The following is a 16,740-nucleotide window of genomic DNA, read 5'->3' as shown; positions in this document are numbered from 1 at the left end:
GCGCACGTGCTGCCACGAGATTGTTCCCGCCCCGAGCGCGGCCAGCGTCAACGGCAGATCCCCGCTCAGCCTCGCCGATTCCTCCAGAAACCGTGCCGCCGACCCCTCACTCACAGTCAGCGCACCAGCAACCTCCGCCGTCACCGACATCTGCAACACGTCCCGCTCCGACCGGGACGCATCAGGAGCAGCCAAAGCCGCCTCAGCAGCAGCGAAACCGGCGGCCAGGTTCACCTTCACCGCCGCCAGCCGCGCCTCCATCCTGGCCACCCCAGCCAGACCGTCCAGGCACGCATCCGCCAGATCCCCCAGCGGATCGGCCTCATCCTGCAGCGATTCCAAGTTATAAGGCAGCACGTCCGCGCCGGCCCGGCCCGGATCAGCCACCCGGCGGAGCTCAGCAGCCAGCGAAAGAGCGGAGGCACCGATGGCCTCCAACGTCTCCGCAACTACTGCGCTATCCATACCCACAGCATGACAGGGGGCTCCGACAAAAACGCCGTGGCAAGGAAACACGGCATAGAGCCGAGCAGGCTCGCATCAAGTGCCGCCTGCGAGGCCTAGGTGGCGGGCTCACCACCGCTGGTGCCGGCTGCCTTGGATGGGGCGGCGAGGCAGCCGGCCACGGACGAGCTGCTCTCCCCCACGATCACGGCGAGGACGCCCAGCCCGGCGTGGGCCGCCAGGACTGCGGGCAGTGAGCTGATCTGCGCCGGCGGGCAGGCGGGGAGCTTCGCTGCCAGCCGGGCCGCAAGCAACTCGGCCTCGGGCCGGTTGCCGAAGTGGTGGATGGCCAGCCGGGCCTCCCCCGATGGCCGCCCCGCAGCGTCCGCCACCACGATCTCCTCAAGCCGGGCTACGGCTCTCACCGCTGAGCGGACCTTTTCCAGCGGAACGATCTTGCCGCCGTCGACCGCGAGAATCGGCTTGATGGACAGCATGGCTCCGACCAGCGAAGCTGCGGCGCCGATGCGTCCGCCGCGCCGCAACTGCTCCAGGCTGGGCACGTAAAAATACACCTTGGTCCTTTCCGCGCGTTCCTCGGCGAGCCGGCGCACGTCGCCGGCACCACGGCCGTCCGCCGCCGCCACCACGGCACTCTGCACGGCCAGTCCCTGCGCCATTCCGACGGTGCGGGTGTCCAGCACCTCCACAGGGATCCTGACCCGGCCGGCCGCGAGGCGGGCGGCGTCAGCGGTGCCGGAAAGGCCACCGGAGATATGGATGGATACGACGGACTCGAAGCCCTGCCGTTCGGCGGCGAGATAAGCCTGCTCAAACTGTCCCGGCGACGGGCGGGAGGTCTTAACCGGCGTCGCGGCGGCCATGGCCACGGCGATGGTCCCGGTGATGTCGTCCTCGCCCTCGCCGTAGATCTCCTCGCCCACCATGACGGGCATTGGAATGACGGCCAGCCGGCCGTTGATGGAGAAGGCCCGCACCCAGTCGGCCGGCAGAGCGGCAGCGGAATCCGTCACCACTGCGGTACGGACGACGACGGCGGGCTCGCCCGTGGGCGGGACCTGGCCCGGCCTGGTGGCCTGGCGGAGACGGACCAGATGCTCTTTTAACCACAGCCAGGCTGCCGGCTCGCGGTCTATCACGGCACACCTCCTGCAGTTGTTTCCGGCCGCCGGCAATGCCGGCGGCCGGAGCCCGGTCAGTCGCCCCCGCTATTCAAAATGCGCTAGGCCGGGACGATGTTCACCAGTTTAGGTGCGCGCACGATCACGGTCCGGATGCCCCGGCCATCGAGCGCACGCTGGACATTCTCGGAGGCCAACGCAAGCTCGCGCAGTTCGTCCTCGGAGATGGCCGGTGAAACCTCGAGCCGGTCCCTGACCTTGCCCTGGACCTGGACCACCGCCGTGATGGTCTCCTGCACCAGAAGGGACTCGTCGTGCGAAGGCCAACCCGCGTTGGCCACCGACGCCGGGTGTCCCAGGACGTTCCACAGGTCTTCCGCCGTGTAGGGCGCAAAGAGGCTCAGGATGACGGCCACTGCCTCGGCGGCTTCACGCACTGCCGGATCCGCGCCGCCGGCACCGGAGTCGATGGTTTTGCGGGTAGCGTTGACCAGCTCCATCAGCTTGGCCACCACCACGTTGAACTTGTTGTTGTCCAGCAGCTCCGCAGCGTCCGCGATGGTCCGGTGCGTGACCGAGCGCAGCGCCCGGTCACCGCTGCTGAAGTCAACCCCCGGGGCGCTCGAGACGTCCTGGCCGAGGCGCCAGGCGCGCGCCAGGAACTTCGCGGAGCCCGACGGCGAAACGTCCGCCCAGTCGACGTCGTCCTCGGGCGGGGAAGCGAAGATCATGGTGAGCCGGACGGCGTCGACGCCATACTTATCCAACTGCTCGCCCAGGTCCACGCCGTTACCCAGCGACTTGCTCATGGCCTTGCCGCCGTTCAGGACCTGGCCCTGGTTGAGCAGGGCGCTGAAGGGCTCATCCGCAGCCAACAGACCCATGTCGTGAATGACTTTGGTAAAGAAGCGGGCGTACAGCAGGTGCAGGATGGCGTGCTCCACGCCGCCCACGTACTGTCCCACCGGCATCCATTCGTTGATCTTCGCCGGATCGAACGGACCCTCTGTGTACTGCGGGGAGACGAAACGCAGGAAGTACCAGGACGAGTCCACGAAGGTATCCATGGTGTCCGTGTCCCGCTGGGCGGCACGTCCGCAGTTCGGGCACTCGACATTGACCCACTCGGCGGCTGCGGCCAGGGGAGACGTGCCCCTCGGGGACAGCGCCTCACCACGCAGGTTCTCGGGCAGCGTCACCGGCAGCTGCTCGTCGGGTACCGGTACTTCACCGCACTCGGCACAGTGAATGATGGGAATCGGGGTGCCCCAGAAGCGCTGGCGGCTCAGGAGCCAGTCACGCAGCCGGAAGTTCACGAACTTCTCCCCGGTGCCCTGCTTGCCGAGGATTTCGATGGCCGCCGGAATGGCCTCTGCCTTGGGTAGGCCGTTGAGCGCACCGGAGTTGATCAGTGTGCCCTCGCCCGCTGTTGCCTTACCCGAGACGGCGGGATCCTCCTCACCGGTGTCCAGCACCGCGCGCACAGGCAAGCCGAACTCCTTGGCGAAGTCGAGGTCACGCTGGTCGTGCGCCGGGACGGCCATGATGGCGCCCGTACCGTAGTCGGCCAGGACGTAGTCCGCTGCCCAGACGGGCAGCTTTTCACCGTTGAGGGGATTGATGGCGTAGCGGCCGGTGAACACACCGGTCTTTTCCCGCTCGGTGGACTGGCGTTCGATGTCCGAAAGGGCCTTGACCTTTTCACGGTAGGCCATGAGAGCGTCGTGGTGTTCAGGCGTGACCAGGTCCAGGGCCAGGTGCGCGTCCGCGGCCACCACGAAGAACGTGGCCCCGTACAGGGTGTCCGGACGGGTGGTGAAGACTGTGACTTCGCGCTCGGCACGTCCGTCAGATGCCTCGATCACGAACCGGACATGCGCCCCTTCCGAGCGGCCAATCCAGTTTCGCTGCATCGCCAGTACCCGCTCGGGCCAATGCCCCTGCAGCTCGGTCATGTCGTCCAGCAACCGGTCGGCATAGTCGGTGATCTTGAAGTACCACTGGTTCAGCGACTTCTTGGTCACGGCCGTGCCGCAGCGTTCGCAGGCGCCGTTGACAACCTGCTCGTTGGCCAGCACGGTCAGGTCCTTGGGACACCAGTTGACCGGTGAGTCCTTGCGGTAAGCGAGGCCGCGTTCGTAGAAGCGCTTGAACAGCCACTGAGTCCAGCGGTAGTACTCCGGGTCGGAAGTGTGCAGCCGGCGCGACCAGTCGGCGGAGATGGCGTAACGCTTGAAGGAGGCGGCCTGGGTATCGATGTTGGCGTAAGTCCACTCGCTCGGGTGGGCGTTGCGCTTGATGGCCGCGTTTTCCGCGGGAAGCCCGAAGGAGTCCCAGCCGATCGGGTGCAGCACGTCGTATCCCTGCTGGCGCAGGTACCGCGCCACCACGTCGCCCATGGCGAACGCTTCGGCGTGGCCCATGTGAAGGTCGCCGGACGGGTAGGGGAACATGTCCAGGACGTAGCGGCGCTCCCGGGAACCGTCGTCGGCGGGGGTAAAGACCTTCAGGTCTTCCCACACCTGCGGCCACCGGGCCTCCATCGCCGCGAAGCTGTACGCGCCCTCTTCGGGCGTCTCGGCTCCACCTGCTGCTGTTCCGGTTTCGGTTTCCGGCTGAACGCTCACTGCTGCCCTCTTCTGTTCTGTCATGACCTCTGTCCTGTCATAACGGTCTGATCCCCGCCGCCCGCCGGGAAGGTCTCCCCGGACACACAAAAGCCCCTCGACATGGAGGGGCGGCCGCTCGGTAATCCGTATTTGTTCAGGATACCAAGCGGCTAGCTAAGCAGAAGGACCGCACGCATACACCTACTTTAGCGTCTCTGCTGGTCCATGCTGAAACAGGCATCGCTCCGGCCCACCGAGAAGGGCGGAGAACGGAGGTAGAAGGCGCGGCGGCTTCGCAGGAATTCACCATTGCCAAACCCTGGGAGCAGGTCCACCATTTACCCAAGCGCATGGGATCGAGCCCAGGCGCTTGGGGGCAGGGCGGCGGTCTCGGCTTGAGGAGCCTGCAGTGGACCAGCTACCTGCCCAGGACGCCATGTCCCCGGGCAAGTCAGGCCCAACGCCAGGTCCCACATCAAAAGCGTGTGCAGCGCATCAAGCCTGCATCGCCTGGCCACGCGCTGCTCTGAGTGCGGCATCAGCCGAACACACGTCAGAGAAAGGCAACAAAAATGCTCATTTACAAGAAACACCTGACGGCGCTGGGTTCGGTGCTCATGCTGTGCCTGGCTACGTTCACATCGACGTCCGGGGCAGCCGCGGCGTCCAGGGCGCCCCAGGACCTGTGCGGGCCAGGCTCTGCCACGACGTTCCACAGGGCCGACTTCCCAAAGAAGCCGAAGGTCACCAACATGTGGTTCCCCCTGAAGCCGGGCATGCAATATACGACCACCGGCACTGCCAAGACAGCCTCGGAAACCACCAAGCGGACCGTGGTCCACACCATAACGGGACTGACCAAAGTAATCGACGGCGTGAGAACCCTGGTGATGTGGGACAGGGACTACAACGACGGCGAGCTGGTTGAGTCCGAGCTTGCCTTCTTCGCCCAAACCAGAACGGGTGACGTCTGGCTGCTTGGGGAGTACCCGGAAGAGTTTGAGAACGGAAAGTTCGCGGGCGCCCCCAGCACCTTCATCAGCGGGCTGGACAAGGCGAAGGCGGGCATAGCCATGAAGGCCAAGCCCCGGATCAGCGGCCCTCACTACATCCAGGCTCATGCCCCGAAAGTCGATTTCCTGGATTGCGGGGACGTCATCAAAAGGGACCAGCAGGTGCGGGTGCCCACCGGCAATTACAAGGACGTGCTGGTTGTCGATGAATACAATCCACTGGAACCGGCCAGCGCGGGCCATCAGCGGAAGTTCTATTCACCGGGCACGGGGCTGGTGAAAGTGACGGCCGTGGGCGGGGCTGAACAGGAAACCATGGACCTCGTCAAGATCAAGAAACTCAGCACAGACCAGCTTCGGGCAATCAACCGGCAGGCCCTCATGATCGACAAACATGCGTACTCGGTCAGCAAGTCCGTCTACGCCAAGACTCCGCGCGCCGAAGTTGCCACACCGGGCGGCGACGACGACTAAGGTCGCCCGCACAGGCAACGGCCCGGAACCCGTGGCGTTCACGGTGTCCGGGCCGTCCTGTTTTCCGAACTGTCCGGAAGTTCAGGTGCCGGCAGAGAGTTCCCGGGACAGCAGGCAAGGATCGCTGAACACGCCGTTACCGCACGTCCTCGTCGACCCAGTCCATGGACTTGGTGACGGCCTTCTTCCAGAGCCGCAGTTGCCTCTCCCGCTCCTCGGTATCCAGGTTCGGCTCCCAGCGCTTGTCCTCAGACCAGTTGGCGGACAGCTCGCCAAGGTCCTTCCAGAAACCGACGGCAAGGCCCGCCGCGTACGCTGCGCCCAGAGCGGTGGTTTCCACGACCTTGGGGCGGATAACCGGGACGCCGAGGATGTCCGCCTGGAACTGCATGAGGGCATCGTTGGCCACCATGCCGCCGTCGACCTTCAGTTCCGTGAGCGGAACGCCTGAGTCGGCGTTAACCGCATCCAGAACCTCGCGGGTCTGGAAGGCAGTGGCCTCAAGCGCGGCCCTGGCAATGTGGCTCTTGTTGACGAACCGGGTCAGGCCCACGATGGCACCGCGTGCGTCCGAGCGCCAGTAGGGCGCGAAGAGTCCCGAGAACGCGGGCACGATGTACACGCCACCGTTGTCCTTCACGGAAGCGGCGAGGGACTCGACCTCGGGGGCGCTGCCGATCATGTTGAGGTTGTCGCGCAGCCATTGGATAAGCGAACCGGTGACGGCGATCGACCCTTCCAGCGCATAGTGCGGGGCCGCGTCGCCCAGCTTATAACCGACAGTGGTCAGCAGCCCGTTCTTCGAGTGGACGATTTCCTCGCCCGTGTTGAAGATCAGGAAGCACCCGGTGCCGTAGGTGTTCTTGGCTTCGCCTGTCTCGAAGGCCGCCTGGCCGAAGGTGGCCGCCTGCTGGTCTCCGAGGATTCCCGCCACCGGAACCTCCCGCAGCAGCTGCGAGGTGTGGACCGTGCCGTAGACCTCCGAGGAGGACTTGATGGCCGGCATCATGGACGCCGGAACACCGAAAACGCCCAGGATCTCCTCGTCCCACTGCAGCGTGTCGAGGTCCATGAACATGGTCCGCGAGGCGTTGGTGACATCGGTGACGTGGACTCCGCCGTCCACGCCGCCGGTGAGGTTCCACAGCACCCAGCAGTCGGTGTTGCCGAACACCAGGTCCCCAGCCTCGGCCTTCTCCCTTGCGCCGTCGACGTTGTCCAGGATCCACTTGATCTTGGTCCCGGAGAAGTACGTGGCCAGCGGCAGCCCCACCTTCTGCTTGAACCGGTCCGCTCCCCCGTCCCGCGCCAGTTCATCCACGATGGGCTGGGTCCGGGTGTCCTGCCACACGATCGCGTTGTAGATCGGCTTGCCGGTGGTCTTGTCCCAGACCACCGCTGTTTCGCGCTGGTTGGTGATGCCGACGGCGGCAATGTCGTGCCGGGTCAGGTTCGCCTTGGACAGCGCGGAACCGATGACCTCGCGGGTGTTGTCCCAGATTTCCGTGGGATTGTGCTCCACCCAGCCGGCCTGCGGGAAGATCTGCGCGTGTTCCATCTGGCCGGAGGACACGATGTTGCCGCTCTGGTCGAAGACGATGGCGCGGGTGCTGGTGGTGCCCTGGTCGACGGCGATTACGTATTGGCTCATGATGACGTCCTTGTCGTTGTGCTTGTGCGTTAACAGATGTGGTTATGGATTTGGTTTTGAAAGGTGCTCTTCGAACGCAGACGCCGGGGGCTCAGGTGGCTGCTGTGAACACGATGGGAAGCAGCCCCACAAGGCCGGCCAGCGTGCCGCCGATGAGCGGGCCGACCACCGGAATCCAGGAGTAGCTCCAGTCGCTGGATCCCTTGCCCTTGATGGGCAGGACGGCGTGCGCGATGCGGGGTCCGAGATCCCGCGCGGGGTTGATGGCGTAGCCGGTGGGACCGCCCAGAGACACGCCGATGCCGACGACCAGAAGCGCCACTGCCAGCGGGCCAAGCCCCGACGGCGTCCCGCCGAAGGTGAGGATGACGAAGACAAGAACAAACGTGCCGATGATTTCCGTGATCAGGTTCCAGGGCGTGGAGCGGATCGCCGGGCCGGTGGAGAAGACGCCGAGTTTGTTCGCGGGCTCGGGTTCGGCGTCGAAATGCTGCTTGTGCGCCAGCCAGGCGACCACGGCTCCAAGGAATGCGCCGGTAAGCTCTCCGCCGAAGTAAGTGAGCGTGGAGGCAAAGTCCACTGGAACGCCCGCCGCGTACTCCGGTTTGCCGTTCACGAGAAGGCCCAGCGTGACGGCCGGGTTCAGGTGCGATCCCGACCGGGCAGCGACATAGACGCCGGCGAAGACGGCGATCCCCCACCCCCACGTAACCATCAGGAATCCTCCGTTGTTGCCCTTCGTGCCTTTGAGCGCAACGTTGGCCACCACACCACAACCCAGCAGGGTCAGCATGGCGGTTCCGAAAACTTCGGAAAGAAAAACCAATCCAAGAGACATCTTTGACTCCTCTATTTTCTGTTGTAAGTCCTTCGCTTGTTTGAAGGACGGTTTCCCGCTAAGCGACGAGGCTGTGGACCTCGACGCCGTGGTATCGCTTCAGCACCTCCTGTGCGTGGTGGATCTCGGCGGCAACCGTTGCCGCATCCCAGCCGAGCGGGTCGGCCAAGGCCTCGGCCACCTCGTTCAGGAGCTCTCCAGTAACCAGGCCGCGGAACGCCAGCGACGTGCGGCGGATCAGCACGTCCACGAGGTGCCCGACCTGTTCGTGCGCGGCCATGAACTGCAGTTCCCTGACGCTCAACTCCCGGGTGGAGCGCAGCAGGCGGTCGTGGGCGGCGTCGAGATAGCTGATGACTTCCCCGGCGCGGGTGCCGTACCTGGTGAGGAGACCCGCTGTCCGGCCGGCGTCGCGCGTGGAGGTCATGTGCGCCTTGATCCACTTCTGGATCCCGGCGTCGCTGTCCGGGAACCCGGCGCCGCCGCCGATGGCGAGCTTCGCCGTCGAAATCTTCCGTTCCATTCCCAGTTCGGCGAGGACGTCGTCGGTGAGGTGTTCGGCCAAGGCACGGAAGGTGGTCCACTTGCCGCCCACCAGGCTAAGCACGACGGCGCCGCCTTCCCGCGTGCCGGCGTCCGGGCCGCGCCGTTCGATGCGGTAGTCCCGCGACACGAACCCGGGCTGGGTGGCGTCGTGCCGCGGCAGCGGACGCACGCCCGAGAATGTGTAGACGATCTGGCCGCGGTCCACCGCGATGTCAGGAAAGACGTGGCCAATGAGGTCGAAGAAGTAGTCGATCTCACCGTCGGTGCAGACGGCGTCTTCCGACATGTCGGCGTCGACGTCGGTGGTTCCCACCAGCACGCGGTCGCCCATGGGATAGATCAGCACTATCCGGCCGTCGGTGTGTTCGAAGAAGATCTCGCGCCCCTTGCAAGCAGCCAGCAGGCCGGGGTGGTCAAGGACGATGTGTGAGCCCTTCGTCCCGCCCATGAACGTGGTGGGCGCACCCATGGCCTGGTTGGTGAGGTCCACCCACGCGCCGGTGGTGTTGACGATGACGTCCGCAGTGAAGCTGAACTCCTCACCGGTCACCTCGTCACGGAGACCTGCGGTGCTGGATCCGTCTGCGTTGGAGCTGACGGACACCAGGGACAGGTAGTTGCTGGCCCGGCCGCCCGCCTTCTCGCCGTCCTGCAGGACGTCCAGGGTGAGCCGCTCCGGGTTGTGCACCGACGCGTCGAAGTACGTGGCGGTGTATCTGACCCCAGGGTGCAGCATCGGGAGTTCGGCCAGCGCCTTTTGCCGGGTGCGGAATTGGTGGCGCGGGACGCTGCCGCCATCGCGGGAGAAGGAGTCGTAGAGGCTCAGTCCCAGCTTGATCAGGAACGCACCGCGCTCCTTGGGCTTGCCCTGCTGCTTATGGGTCAGGAACCTCAGGGGCGCGGCCAGCACACCAGAGAATGTGCTGAAGATCGGAATGGTGGTCTGCAGCGGCTTGACGTAGTGGGGTGCGATCCGCAGGAGCCTGTTGCGCTCAACAACGGATTCCCGGACCAGGCGGAACTCGCCGTTTTCCAGGTAACGGATGCCGCCGTGAATCATGTGCGACGAGGCGCCGCTGGCGCCTTGGCAGTAATCGCCGCGCTCCACGAGTGCCACGTCGACGCCCTGCAGGGCGAGGTCCCGGAATGTTCCGACGCCGTTGATGCCGCCGCCGATGACCAGGACCCGCGCGTTGGGCCGCCGGTGCAACCGGGAGACGGACTCGCGCTCCGCACCGGGTGCAGCAGCGCTGTTGGTATGGCCGGATGGATCCTTGAGTCCCAAATCTGCTCCTTTGGGTTTGGTTCGAAATGGCTTGTTGCAGGCCGCGCACCGGATGGTGCGGGACCGTTCACCACTATTGTTTGAATTATTGGAAAATAACGTCAAGCACTATGCACAAACGTGCAGAACGGAACGATGCATGCCCGGTCCCCGACATTCCGAAGCACTGCGCGCCGCCCAGCTGTACTACATGCAGGACCTCACCATGGACGCCATCGCCCGCGAATTACGGACCTCCCGGTCCACGGTTTCCCGGCTGCTCTCCGCGGCGAGGGAGACCGGCCTGGTCCAGATCCAGATCCGCAGCCCCCTGGACACAGGGCCGGAACTGGAGCGGCTGATCCGCGCTCAATACAAGGTGGATGTGCACGTAGTACCGGTCCTGGACACCCTGAATGAGGCGGAGACGCTGGACCGCGTGGCCATGCAGGCCGCGCGCACCATCGGACCGCTCGTGGACTCCAACGCCATCATCGGCGTGGCGTGGGGCTCCACCCTCAGCGCGGTGAGCCGGCATCTGACGCGGAAGATCACCCACGACAGCGTGGTGGTGCAGCTCAACGGCGCGGGCAACATGCAGACCACCGGCATCACCTACGCCAGCGACATCATGAGGCGCTTCGGCAGTGCCTACGGGGCCCGGGTTGAACAGTTTCCCGTGCCGGCCTTCTTCGACCACGCCGCCACGAAGACCGCGATGTGGAATGAGCGGAGCGTTCAGCGCATCCTCGATCTGCAGTCCCGCATGAGTATTGCGATCTTTGGCGTGGGTTCGGTGGATGCCGACTACCCCAGCCACGTGTACGCCGGCGGCTACCTCGACGAGGACGACCTGGTCACTCTGGCGAAGTCCGACGTCGTCGGCGACGTGGCCACGGTCTTCTTCCGCGGCGACGGCTCCTCTGACGGCATCACGCTGAATGAACGCTCCACGGGACCTTCGCTGGACCAGCTCCGCCAGGTGCGCCGGCGGATCTGTGTGGTGTCCGGCGCGTCCAAGATCAATGGGCTCCGGGGGGCGCTGGTGGCCGGACTGGCTACGGATCTGATCCTTGATGAGGCCTCCGCCCGGCGGCTGGTCAGCTTGAAAAATGGGAACTGAGCGACGCCTTGCCAGCCGGGACCACCCGCAAAAAACTGGTGTGAAACTCTCGGAATGTCAGTACGGCCGTGCAAGGATGACCGCATGAAAATCACCAGAGAGATCGTTGTGTTCGACGCCGCCGACCTTCCTGCCGAGAGCGCCTTCTGGGCCGGCCTCCTGGGCGGCACCGTGGACGCAGAGGACGACTGGCACACCGTCAGTGTCGACGGGAAACCGCGCCTCGGCTTTCAGCTCGCACCCAACCACGTGTCGCCGGAATGGCCCGATGGGAACCCACAGCAGATCCACCTCGACCTGTATGTTGAGGACGTCGCATCTGCCCACGACGAGGCCCTGTCCCTCGGTGCACGCCTGCTGAAGCCCGCCGAGGACATCACTTCCGCCGAGGGCTTCCAGGTCTACGCGGACCCCGCCGGCCACCCCTTCTGCCTCTGCTGGGGCTGACGAACCTCTTCGGGCCGGGCCCGCGCCGGACTGAAACTGCGCCTGCCGGTCACACGCGGCGCGCCGCAGTGTCGGTAGAGTCGTAGCCATGATGACCTCACCCCGGCTCAGCCTGAACAACGGCGTGCTGATTGACCAGTTGGGTTTCGGGCTTTACAAGGTTCCGGCGAAAGACACCGCCAATCTGGTGGCCACAGCCCTGGAAGCCGGGTACCGCCATTTCGATACAGCGGCCATGTACGGGAATGAATCCGGGGTGGCGCGCGGCCTGGTCGGGGTGTTCGCCGCGGAAGCCACCACCGGCGGTTCCGGCGAGGCCGCCGGCACCTCGCGCGAGGACCTCTTCATTACCACCAAGGTGTGGAACGACGACCACGGCTATGACGCGACGCTCCGGGCCTTCGACAGGTCCATGATCAACCTCGGGCTGGAATATGTGGACATGTACCTGATCCACTGGCCGTGCGCGAAGCGGGGACTTTTCCAGGAAACGTACCGGGCCATGGAGACGCTGTACCGCGAGGGCAAAGTCCGGGCCATCGGCGTGTCCAACTTCCAGCCCCAGCACCTGGACCAGCTGCTGGAAACAGCCGAGGTGGTGCCCGCCGTGAACCAGATCGAGCTGCATCCGTGGCTGCAGCAGGCCGAGCTCCGGGAGAAGCACCGCGGGCTGGGGATCCTCACCGAGGCGTGGAGCCCGCTGGGCCGCGGCCAGGTACTGGAGGATCCCGTCATCGGCGCCCTCGCGGCCGAGCACAAGGTGAGCGCCGCGCAGATTATCCTGCGCTGGCAACTGCAGTTGGGCAACGTCACCATCCCGAAGGCAAGCACCGCCGCCAGGATCCGCGAGAACCTCGACGTCTTCGGCTTCGAGCTCTCAGCCCTGGACATGGCCGACATCGAAGCCCTGGAGCGCGGCCACCGCACAGGCTCCCACCCCGACAACGTCAACTAGGACTCCCCAGCACATGAGAACAGCCGACTCCGAGCCCGCCACAGCACCATCCTTCGTCAGCAGCGGACTTGCCGCCCGCACCCGTGCATCCACCTTGCAGCTGGCGGGCAGCAACGTCGCCTACTGGGTCTACGAACCGGAAAAGACCACGGCTGAAACCCGGACCATCCTGGTCATCCACGGCTTCCGCGGCGACCATCACGGTCTGCTGCGGGTGGCCGACCTGCTGCCCGAGATGCGCCTGATCATGCCGGACCTCCCCGGGTTTGGCAGCTCCGGCGCCTTCACCGACGGCGCCCACAGTGTGGAGCGCTACGGAAGGTTCATCAGCGACTTCATGGAGTCGCTCGGACTCGGGCCGGACACCGTCCTGCTGGGACACTCCTTCGGCTCCATCGTGGCCGCCCATTTCGCCGCGGCCCATCCGGACGCGGTCCGCCCGCTGATCCTGGTCAACCCCATCGCGGCGCCCGCGCTCGAAGGCCCGAAAGGCCTCATGACCCGGCTGGCCGTGCTGTACTACCGCCTCTCCGCGCGCCTCCCCCGCGCCCTTGGCCTGGCACTGCTACGCAGCCCGCTCATTGTGCGGGTGATGAGCATGGCCATGGCCAAAACGAAGGACAAGGACCTGCTGCGGTTCATCCACGGGCAGCACCACGCGTACTTCAGTGCGTTCGCCAGCCGGGACAGCCTGCTGGAATCGTTCACGGCGTCCGTCAGCAGCAACGTGGCCGAAGTCGCGCCCAGGCTCACCCTGCCCGTGCTGCTCATCGCCGGCGAAAAGGATGAAATCGCCCTGCTGCGGGACCAGCACCGCCTGGCCGGGCTGCTCCCGAACGCAAGGCTCGACGTCATCCCGGGCGTCGGCCACCTGATCCACTACGAAACGCCCGAGCCTGCCGCAGGATTCATCCGCCGCTTCCTTAAGGACCACCCCGCGTGAAGATAGTCATCGATGCCCGCTTCACCCGGACGGACCACCATGACGGAATCAGCCGCTACGGCTCCAGCCTTATTGCCGCCGTCTCAAAGATCGCGGATGTGTCCATGCTGATCAGTGATCTCCGGCAGCTGGCCCTGCTTCCCGACGTTCCGTACACGCTGATCAGCAGCCCGCTCTCCCCCGCCGAGCTTTTCGTGGCCCGGAAGGTCAACCGGCTCGGCGCGGACGTGGTGGTCTGCCCGATGCAGACGATGGGCACGTGGGGACGCAAGTACGGCCTGGTGCTCACCCTGCACGACCTCATCTACTACGAACACCCGGCACCTCCGGGCTTCCTGCCGGCCCCGGTCCGGATCCTGTGGCGCCTGTACCACAAGGCGTTCTGGCCCCAGCGCCTGCTGCTGAACCGGGCCGACGTCGTCGCCACCATCAGCAGGACCACGGAGGCGCTGATGGCCAAGTACCGCCTGACCAGCCGTCCGGTGCGCATCGTCAGCAATGCTCCGCAGCCGGCCCAGCAGCCCCGCGACCCGGCGGCGGCGCCGGAGAAGACGCTGCTCTACATGGGTTCGTTCATGCCCTACAAGAACGTCGAAACCATGCTCGCCGGGATGGCCGAACTCCCTGGCTACACGCTGCACCTGCTCAGCCGGGTCACCCCGCACCGCCGCGCCGAGCTTGAAGCGCAGATCCCCTCCGGAGCCAGCGTGGTGTTCCATAACGGCGTCACCGACGACGAATACACCGCGCTCCTGAACCGCACCACCGCACTCGTCACCCTGTCCAAGGCCGAGGGCTACGGCCTGCCCCTGGTGGAGGCGATGGCGCTGGGCACACCGGTGATCGCCAGCGACATTCCGATCTTCCGCGAGGTGGGGGCGGACACCGCCACCTACGTCAATCCGGAGTCGGCGACGGAGTTCGCCGCCGCCGTCCGCAGCCTGGGCGACGGGCGGCACTGGCAGGACGTCTCGCGGCGGTCCGTGAGGCGGGCAGAGCAGTTCAGCTGGGACGAATCCGCCCGCCAGCTGGTGGACGTGGCGGCAGAGGTCATGGCACTCCGCCGGCGGTAACCCGGGCAGCCCCGGACCGGGCAGCCCCAAACCGGCCGGCGCTGACCTGGTGGCCCCCAACTGTCAGAGCACGTCCACGCCGTCGAGCCGCAGCTGCACCGGATCCTCGGTTCGCTTTGCCGCGCCTGCGGCTTTCGCAGCCCGAAGCACCCTGGTCACGGTGGCGGCCTGCGCGTACGGGATGAACAGCAGCGTGCGAACGTCCACACTGTCCGGGCCCGGTGCCTGAACGCCCGGAGTCTGGGTGCCCGGGGTCTGGATGCTTGCGGTCTGGAGCACCGGCGCCGGGCCCGCAATGCGCAGCTCCACGCCCTCGGCGGCCAGTAACTTTGTGGCCGAGGCCGTGAAATGGCCGACGGCGGTGCTGCCGCCGGTGACGGCGGCGACCCGCACCGCCGGGGGCAGCTGCAGCTCAGTACGCAGGCCCAGCTCCCGCTGGGCATATCCCGAAGGGTCCCACCGCAGCAGTGCTCCGACGGCGGCGGTGTCGTCCGCGGTGATGACGACCATCCCGCCCTCGGTGGCTGGCCGGACCAGGGCAGCGGCATTGAACCAGCGCCGCACGGCGTCTTCGCCCGCGCGGAGGTTCTCCCGGCGCAGGAGTGAATCGCCGTCGAGCAGCAGCGCCGCGGCATACCCGCCGGGCGCCACAGGCTCGGCACCCACCGTGGCCACCACCAGCGCGCCGGCATCCGGCACCGTGGCTTTGACGTTCTGGCCGGAGGAGGTGACCACGGGTTTACCGGGAAACGCCCTGCCCAATTCCTCCGCCGTGCGGAGAACACCGGCCGCGCCGCGGCGCAGCCGGGTGCCCTGGCAGTGCGCGCAGCGCCAGGTAGGTGCCGGCGTCGAACACCAGCGGCATTGGGGCACAGCTGCGCTGCCTGCGATGGCGAGCGGCCCCTGGCAGGACGGGCAGCGCGCAGGTTCCCGGCAGGTTTCGCACGCCAGCGACGGCGCATAGCCGGCACGGGCAACCTGCACCAGCACCGGGCCGCGTTCGAGGGCCTCCTTGGCCGTGCGCCACGCCGCCCCCGGCAGCCTCGCGAGCCGGGCAAGCGGGTCGCGCTCCTGTTCAAAGCTGTCCGCAGTATTGAGGACCCGCGGAACCGTGCGGCGGAGCACCGTACGTTCGGCTTCCACGGGCATCGCCCAGCCGGCGTCCACCAGCCGCTGCACCTCCGTGCTGCGCGCGTGCCCGGCCAGCAGGCAGGCAGCCCCCTCCTGTTCGGCACGCAGCAGCAGCACCTCCCGGGTGTGGGCGTACGGGGAACGCTGCTCCACATGCAGGTCGTCGCCGTCATCCCAGCACACCACGAGACCCAGGTTCCGCACGGGGGCATAGGCCGCCGAGCGGGTGCCCACGGCGACGCCCGCGGCGCCCTTGAGGATCCTAAGATAGTTGCGGTACCGGGGTGTTTGGCCGTCGTCGGCCGTCAGCCGGGCAACATCATCGGCGGGCAGGATGTCCTCGAGGGCAGCCTGGACCCGGTCGAGGTCGCGGTAATCGGGAACGACGACGACGGCGCCACGTCCCGATTGCCGGACCGCCGCCACAGCGTCCGCAATGAGCCGCGGCCAGGCGTCCGGGCCGAACCCCTGCAGGGCACTGAGGGCAGCCCGGGGCGAACCTCCCGATGCGAGATGACGGAGGAAGGCGGCGCCGTTCCGGTACCTGGTCCACGCGGAGCCGGACAGGTCATGGGCCGCCCCGGGCTGTGTTGCCGGTCCAGGAGAAGCGGCCGGCTCGGCGCCGGCAAGTTCCTTCTCCACCTTGACCACCCGCGGCGGGATGGCCACGCGGAGCACGTCGCTGACGGTGCCCGCGTAACGTGCGGCCACGCGCCCGGTGAGTTCCTGCATGGCAGGGGTCAGCACGGCGACCGGCGAGACGACCTTGTGCAGCGGTACTAGGGGCTGACCGGCGTCGGACTCCTCAACCCGGTCCAGGATGTAGCCGCCGAGCTCCTGGCCACTGAACTTGACCCGGACGCGGACGCCCGGCTGGGCGTCATCATCCAGGTCGACGGGCACGCTGTAGTCGAACGGCCGGTCCAGGTGTGGCAGCGGGGACTCGATGAGCACGCGCGCCACCGGGCGGACGGCAGCGAGCGGGGGGCCGCCAGCTGTCCTGGCCGTGGCCGGGAACCCCTGCAGCAGTGACAGCTGCAGCGGCTCCGGCGCGGGGTGCGAAGACATGGCGCCTCACCTCCGTCCT

13 protein-coding genes are annotated in these 16,740 nt (G+C 66.6%); 6 read left to right on the top strand and 7 right to left on the bottom strand.

Annotation, left to right across the window (positions count from 1 at the left end; all coding sequences use genetic code 11):
- From DBZ45_RS19365 to leuS, 3 genes are all read right to left on the bottom strand, one after another.
- Nucleotides 1-465, bottom strand: a 465-nt coding sequence (locus tag DBZ45_RS19365) for a DUF222 domain-containing protein (protein ID WP_146617541.1), incomplete at its 3' end; no start/stop codon positions are given.
- 95 nt (nt 466-560) lie between these two features.
- Entirely contained in the window at nt 561-1,604 is a 1,044-nt protein-coding gene (locus tag DBZ45_RS19360; protein ID WP_111905451.1) for a DegV family protein, read from the bottom strand.
- Nucleotides 1,605-1,687: 83 nt separating this feature from the next.
- Nucleotides 1,688-4,213 (bottom strand): leucine--tRNA ligase, encoded by a 2,526-nt coding sequence (gene leuS, locus DBZ45_RS19355; RefSeq protein ID WP_111905468.1) that lies wholly within the window; start codon nt 4,211-4,213, stop codon nt 1,688-1,690.
- A 554-nt stretch (nt 4,214-4,767) separates the two neighbouring features.
- Here leuS and DBZ45_RS19350 point away from each other — a divergent pair.
- Nucleotides 4,768-5,682 carry a hypothetical protein gene (locus tag DBZ45_RS19350; protein ID WP_111905450.1) on the top strand — a complete coding sequence of 305 codons (915 nt, stop codon included), beginning with the start codon at nt 4,768-4,770 and terminating at the stop codon, nt 5,680-5,682.
- 136 nt (nt 5,683-5,818) lie between these two features.
- Here DBZ45_RS19350 and glpK read toward each other — a convergent pair whose 3' ends face one another.
- From glpK to DBZ45_RS19335, 3 genes are all read right to left on the bottom strand, one after another.
- Nucleotides 5,819-7,333 carry a glycerol kinase GlpK gene (gene glpK, locus DBZ45_RS19345; protein WP_111905449.1) on the bottom strand — a complete coding sequence of 505 codons (1,515 nt, stop codon included), beginning with the start codon at nt 7,331-7,333 and terminating at the stop codon, nt 5,819-5,821.
- A gap of 91 nt (nt 7,334-7,424) precedes the next feature.
- Nucleotides 7,425-8,171: an MIP/aquaporin family protein gene (locus DBZ45_RS19340; protein WP_111905448.1), complete on the bottom strand. Its 747-nt coding sequence runs from the start codon at nt 8,169-8,171 to the stop codon at nt 7,425-7,427.
- A gap of 58 nt (nt 8,172-8,229) precedes the next feature.
- Nucleotides 8,230-10,002, bottom strand: a complete 1,773-nt coding sequence (locus DBZ45_RS19335) for a glycerol-3-phosphate dehydrogenase/oxidase (RefSeq protein WP_111905447.1) — start codon at nt 10,000-10,002, stop codon at nt 8,230-8,232.
- A 139-nt stretch (nt 10,003-10,141) separates the two neighbouring features.
- Between DBZ45_RS19335 and DBZ45_RS19330 the strand changes: the two genes are divergently transcribed.
- From DBZ45_RS19330 to DBZ45_RS19310, 5 genes are all read left to right on the top strand, one after another.
- A complete protein-coding gene (locus tag DBZ45_RS19330) occupies nt 10,142-11,104 on the top strand; it encodes a sugar-binding transcriptional regulator (protein WP_111905446.1) in 963 nt (320 codons plus the stop codon).
- A gap of 84 nt (nt 11,105-11,188) precedes the next feature.
- Entirely contained in the window at nt 11,189-11,551 is a 363-nt protein-coding gene (locus tag DBZ45_RS19325) for a VOC family protein (RefSeq protein WP_111905445.1), read from the top strand.
- An 88-nt stretch (nt 11,552-11,639) separates the two neighbouring features.
- Nucleotides 11,640-12,506 carry an aldo/keto reductase gene (locus DBZ45_RS19320; RefSeq protein WP_111905444.1) on the top strand — a complete coding sequence of 289 codons (867 nt, stop codon included), beginning with the start codon at nt 11,640-11,642 and terminating at the stop codon, nt 12,504-12,506.
- A 13-nt stretch (nt 12,507-12,519) separates the two neighbouring features.
- Entirely contained in the window at nt 12,520-13,449 is a 930-nt protein-coding gene (locus tag DBZ45_RS19315) for an alpha/beta fold hydrolase (RefSeq protein WP_111905443.1), read from the top strand.
- Entirely contained in the window at nt 13,446-14,522 is a 1,077-nt protein-coding gene (locus DBZ45_RS19310; RefSeq protein ID WP_111905442.1) for a glycosyltransferase family 4 protein, read from the top strand. Before DBZ45_RS19315 ends, DBZ45_RS19310 begins: the two co-directional genes overlap by 4 nt.
- 63 nt (nt 14,523-14,585) lie before the next feature.
- Here the strand turns inward: DBZ45_RS19310 and DBZ45_RS19305 are convergent, their stop codons facing one another.
- Nucleotides 14,586-16,721: a primosomal protein N' gene (locus tag DBZ45_RS19305; RefSeq protein ID WP_111905441.1), complete on the bottom strand. Its 2,136-nt coding sequence runs from the start codon at nt 16,719-16,721 to the stop codon at nt 14,586-14,588.
- Nucleotides 16,722-16,740: the final 19 nt, after the last annotated feature.

This window comes from Arthrobacter globiformis, assembly GCF_003261175.1.
Taxonomy (GTDB): Bacteria; Actinomycetota; Actinomycetes; order Actinomycetales; family Micrococcaceae; genus Arthrobacter; species Arthrobacter globiformis_A.
Note: the sequence above shows the minus strand (reverse complement) of the source record. Positions and strands in the feature narration are given on the sequence as shown.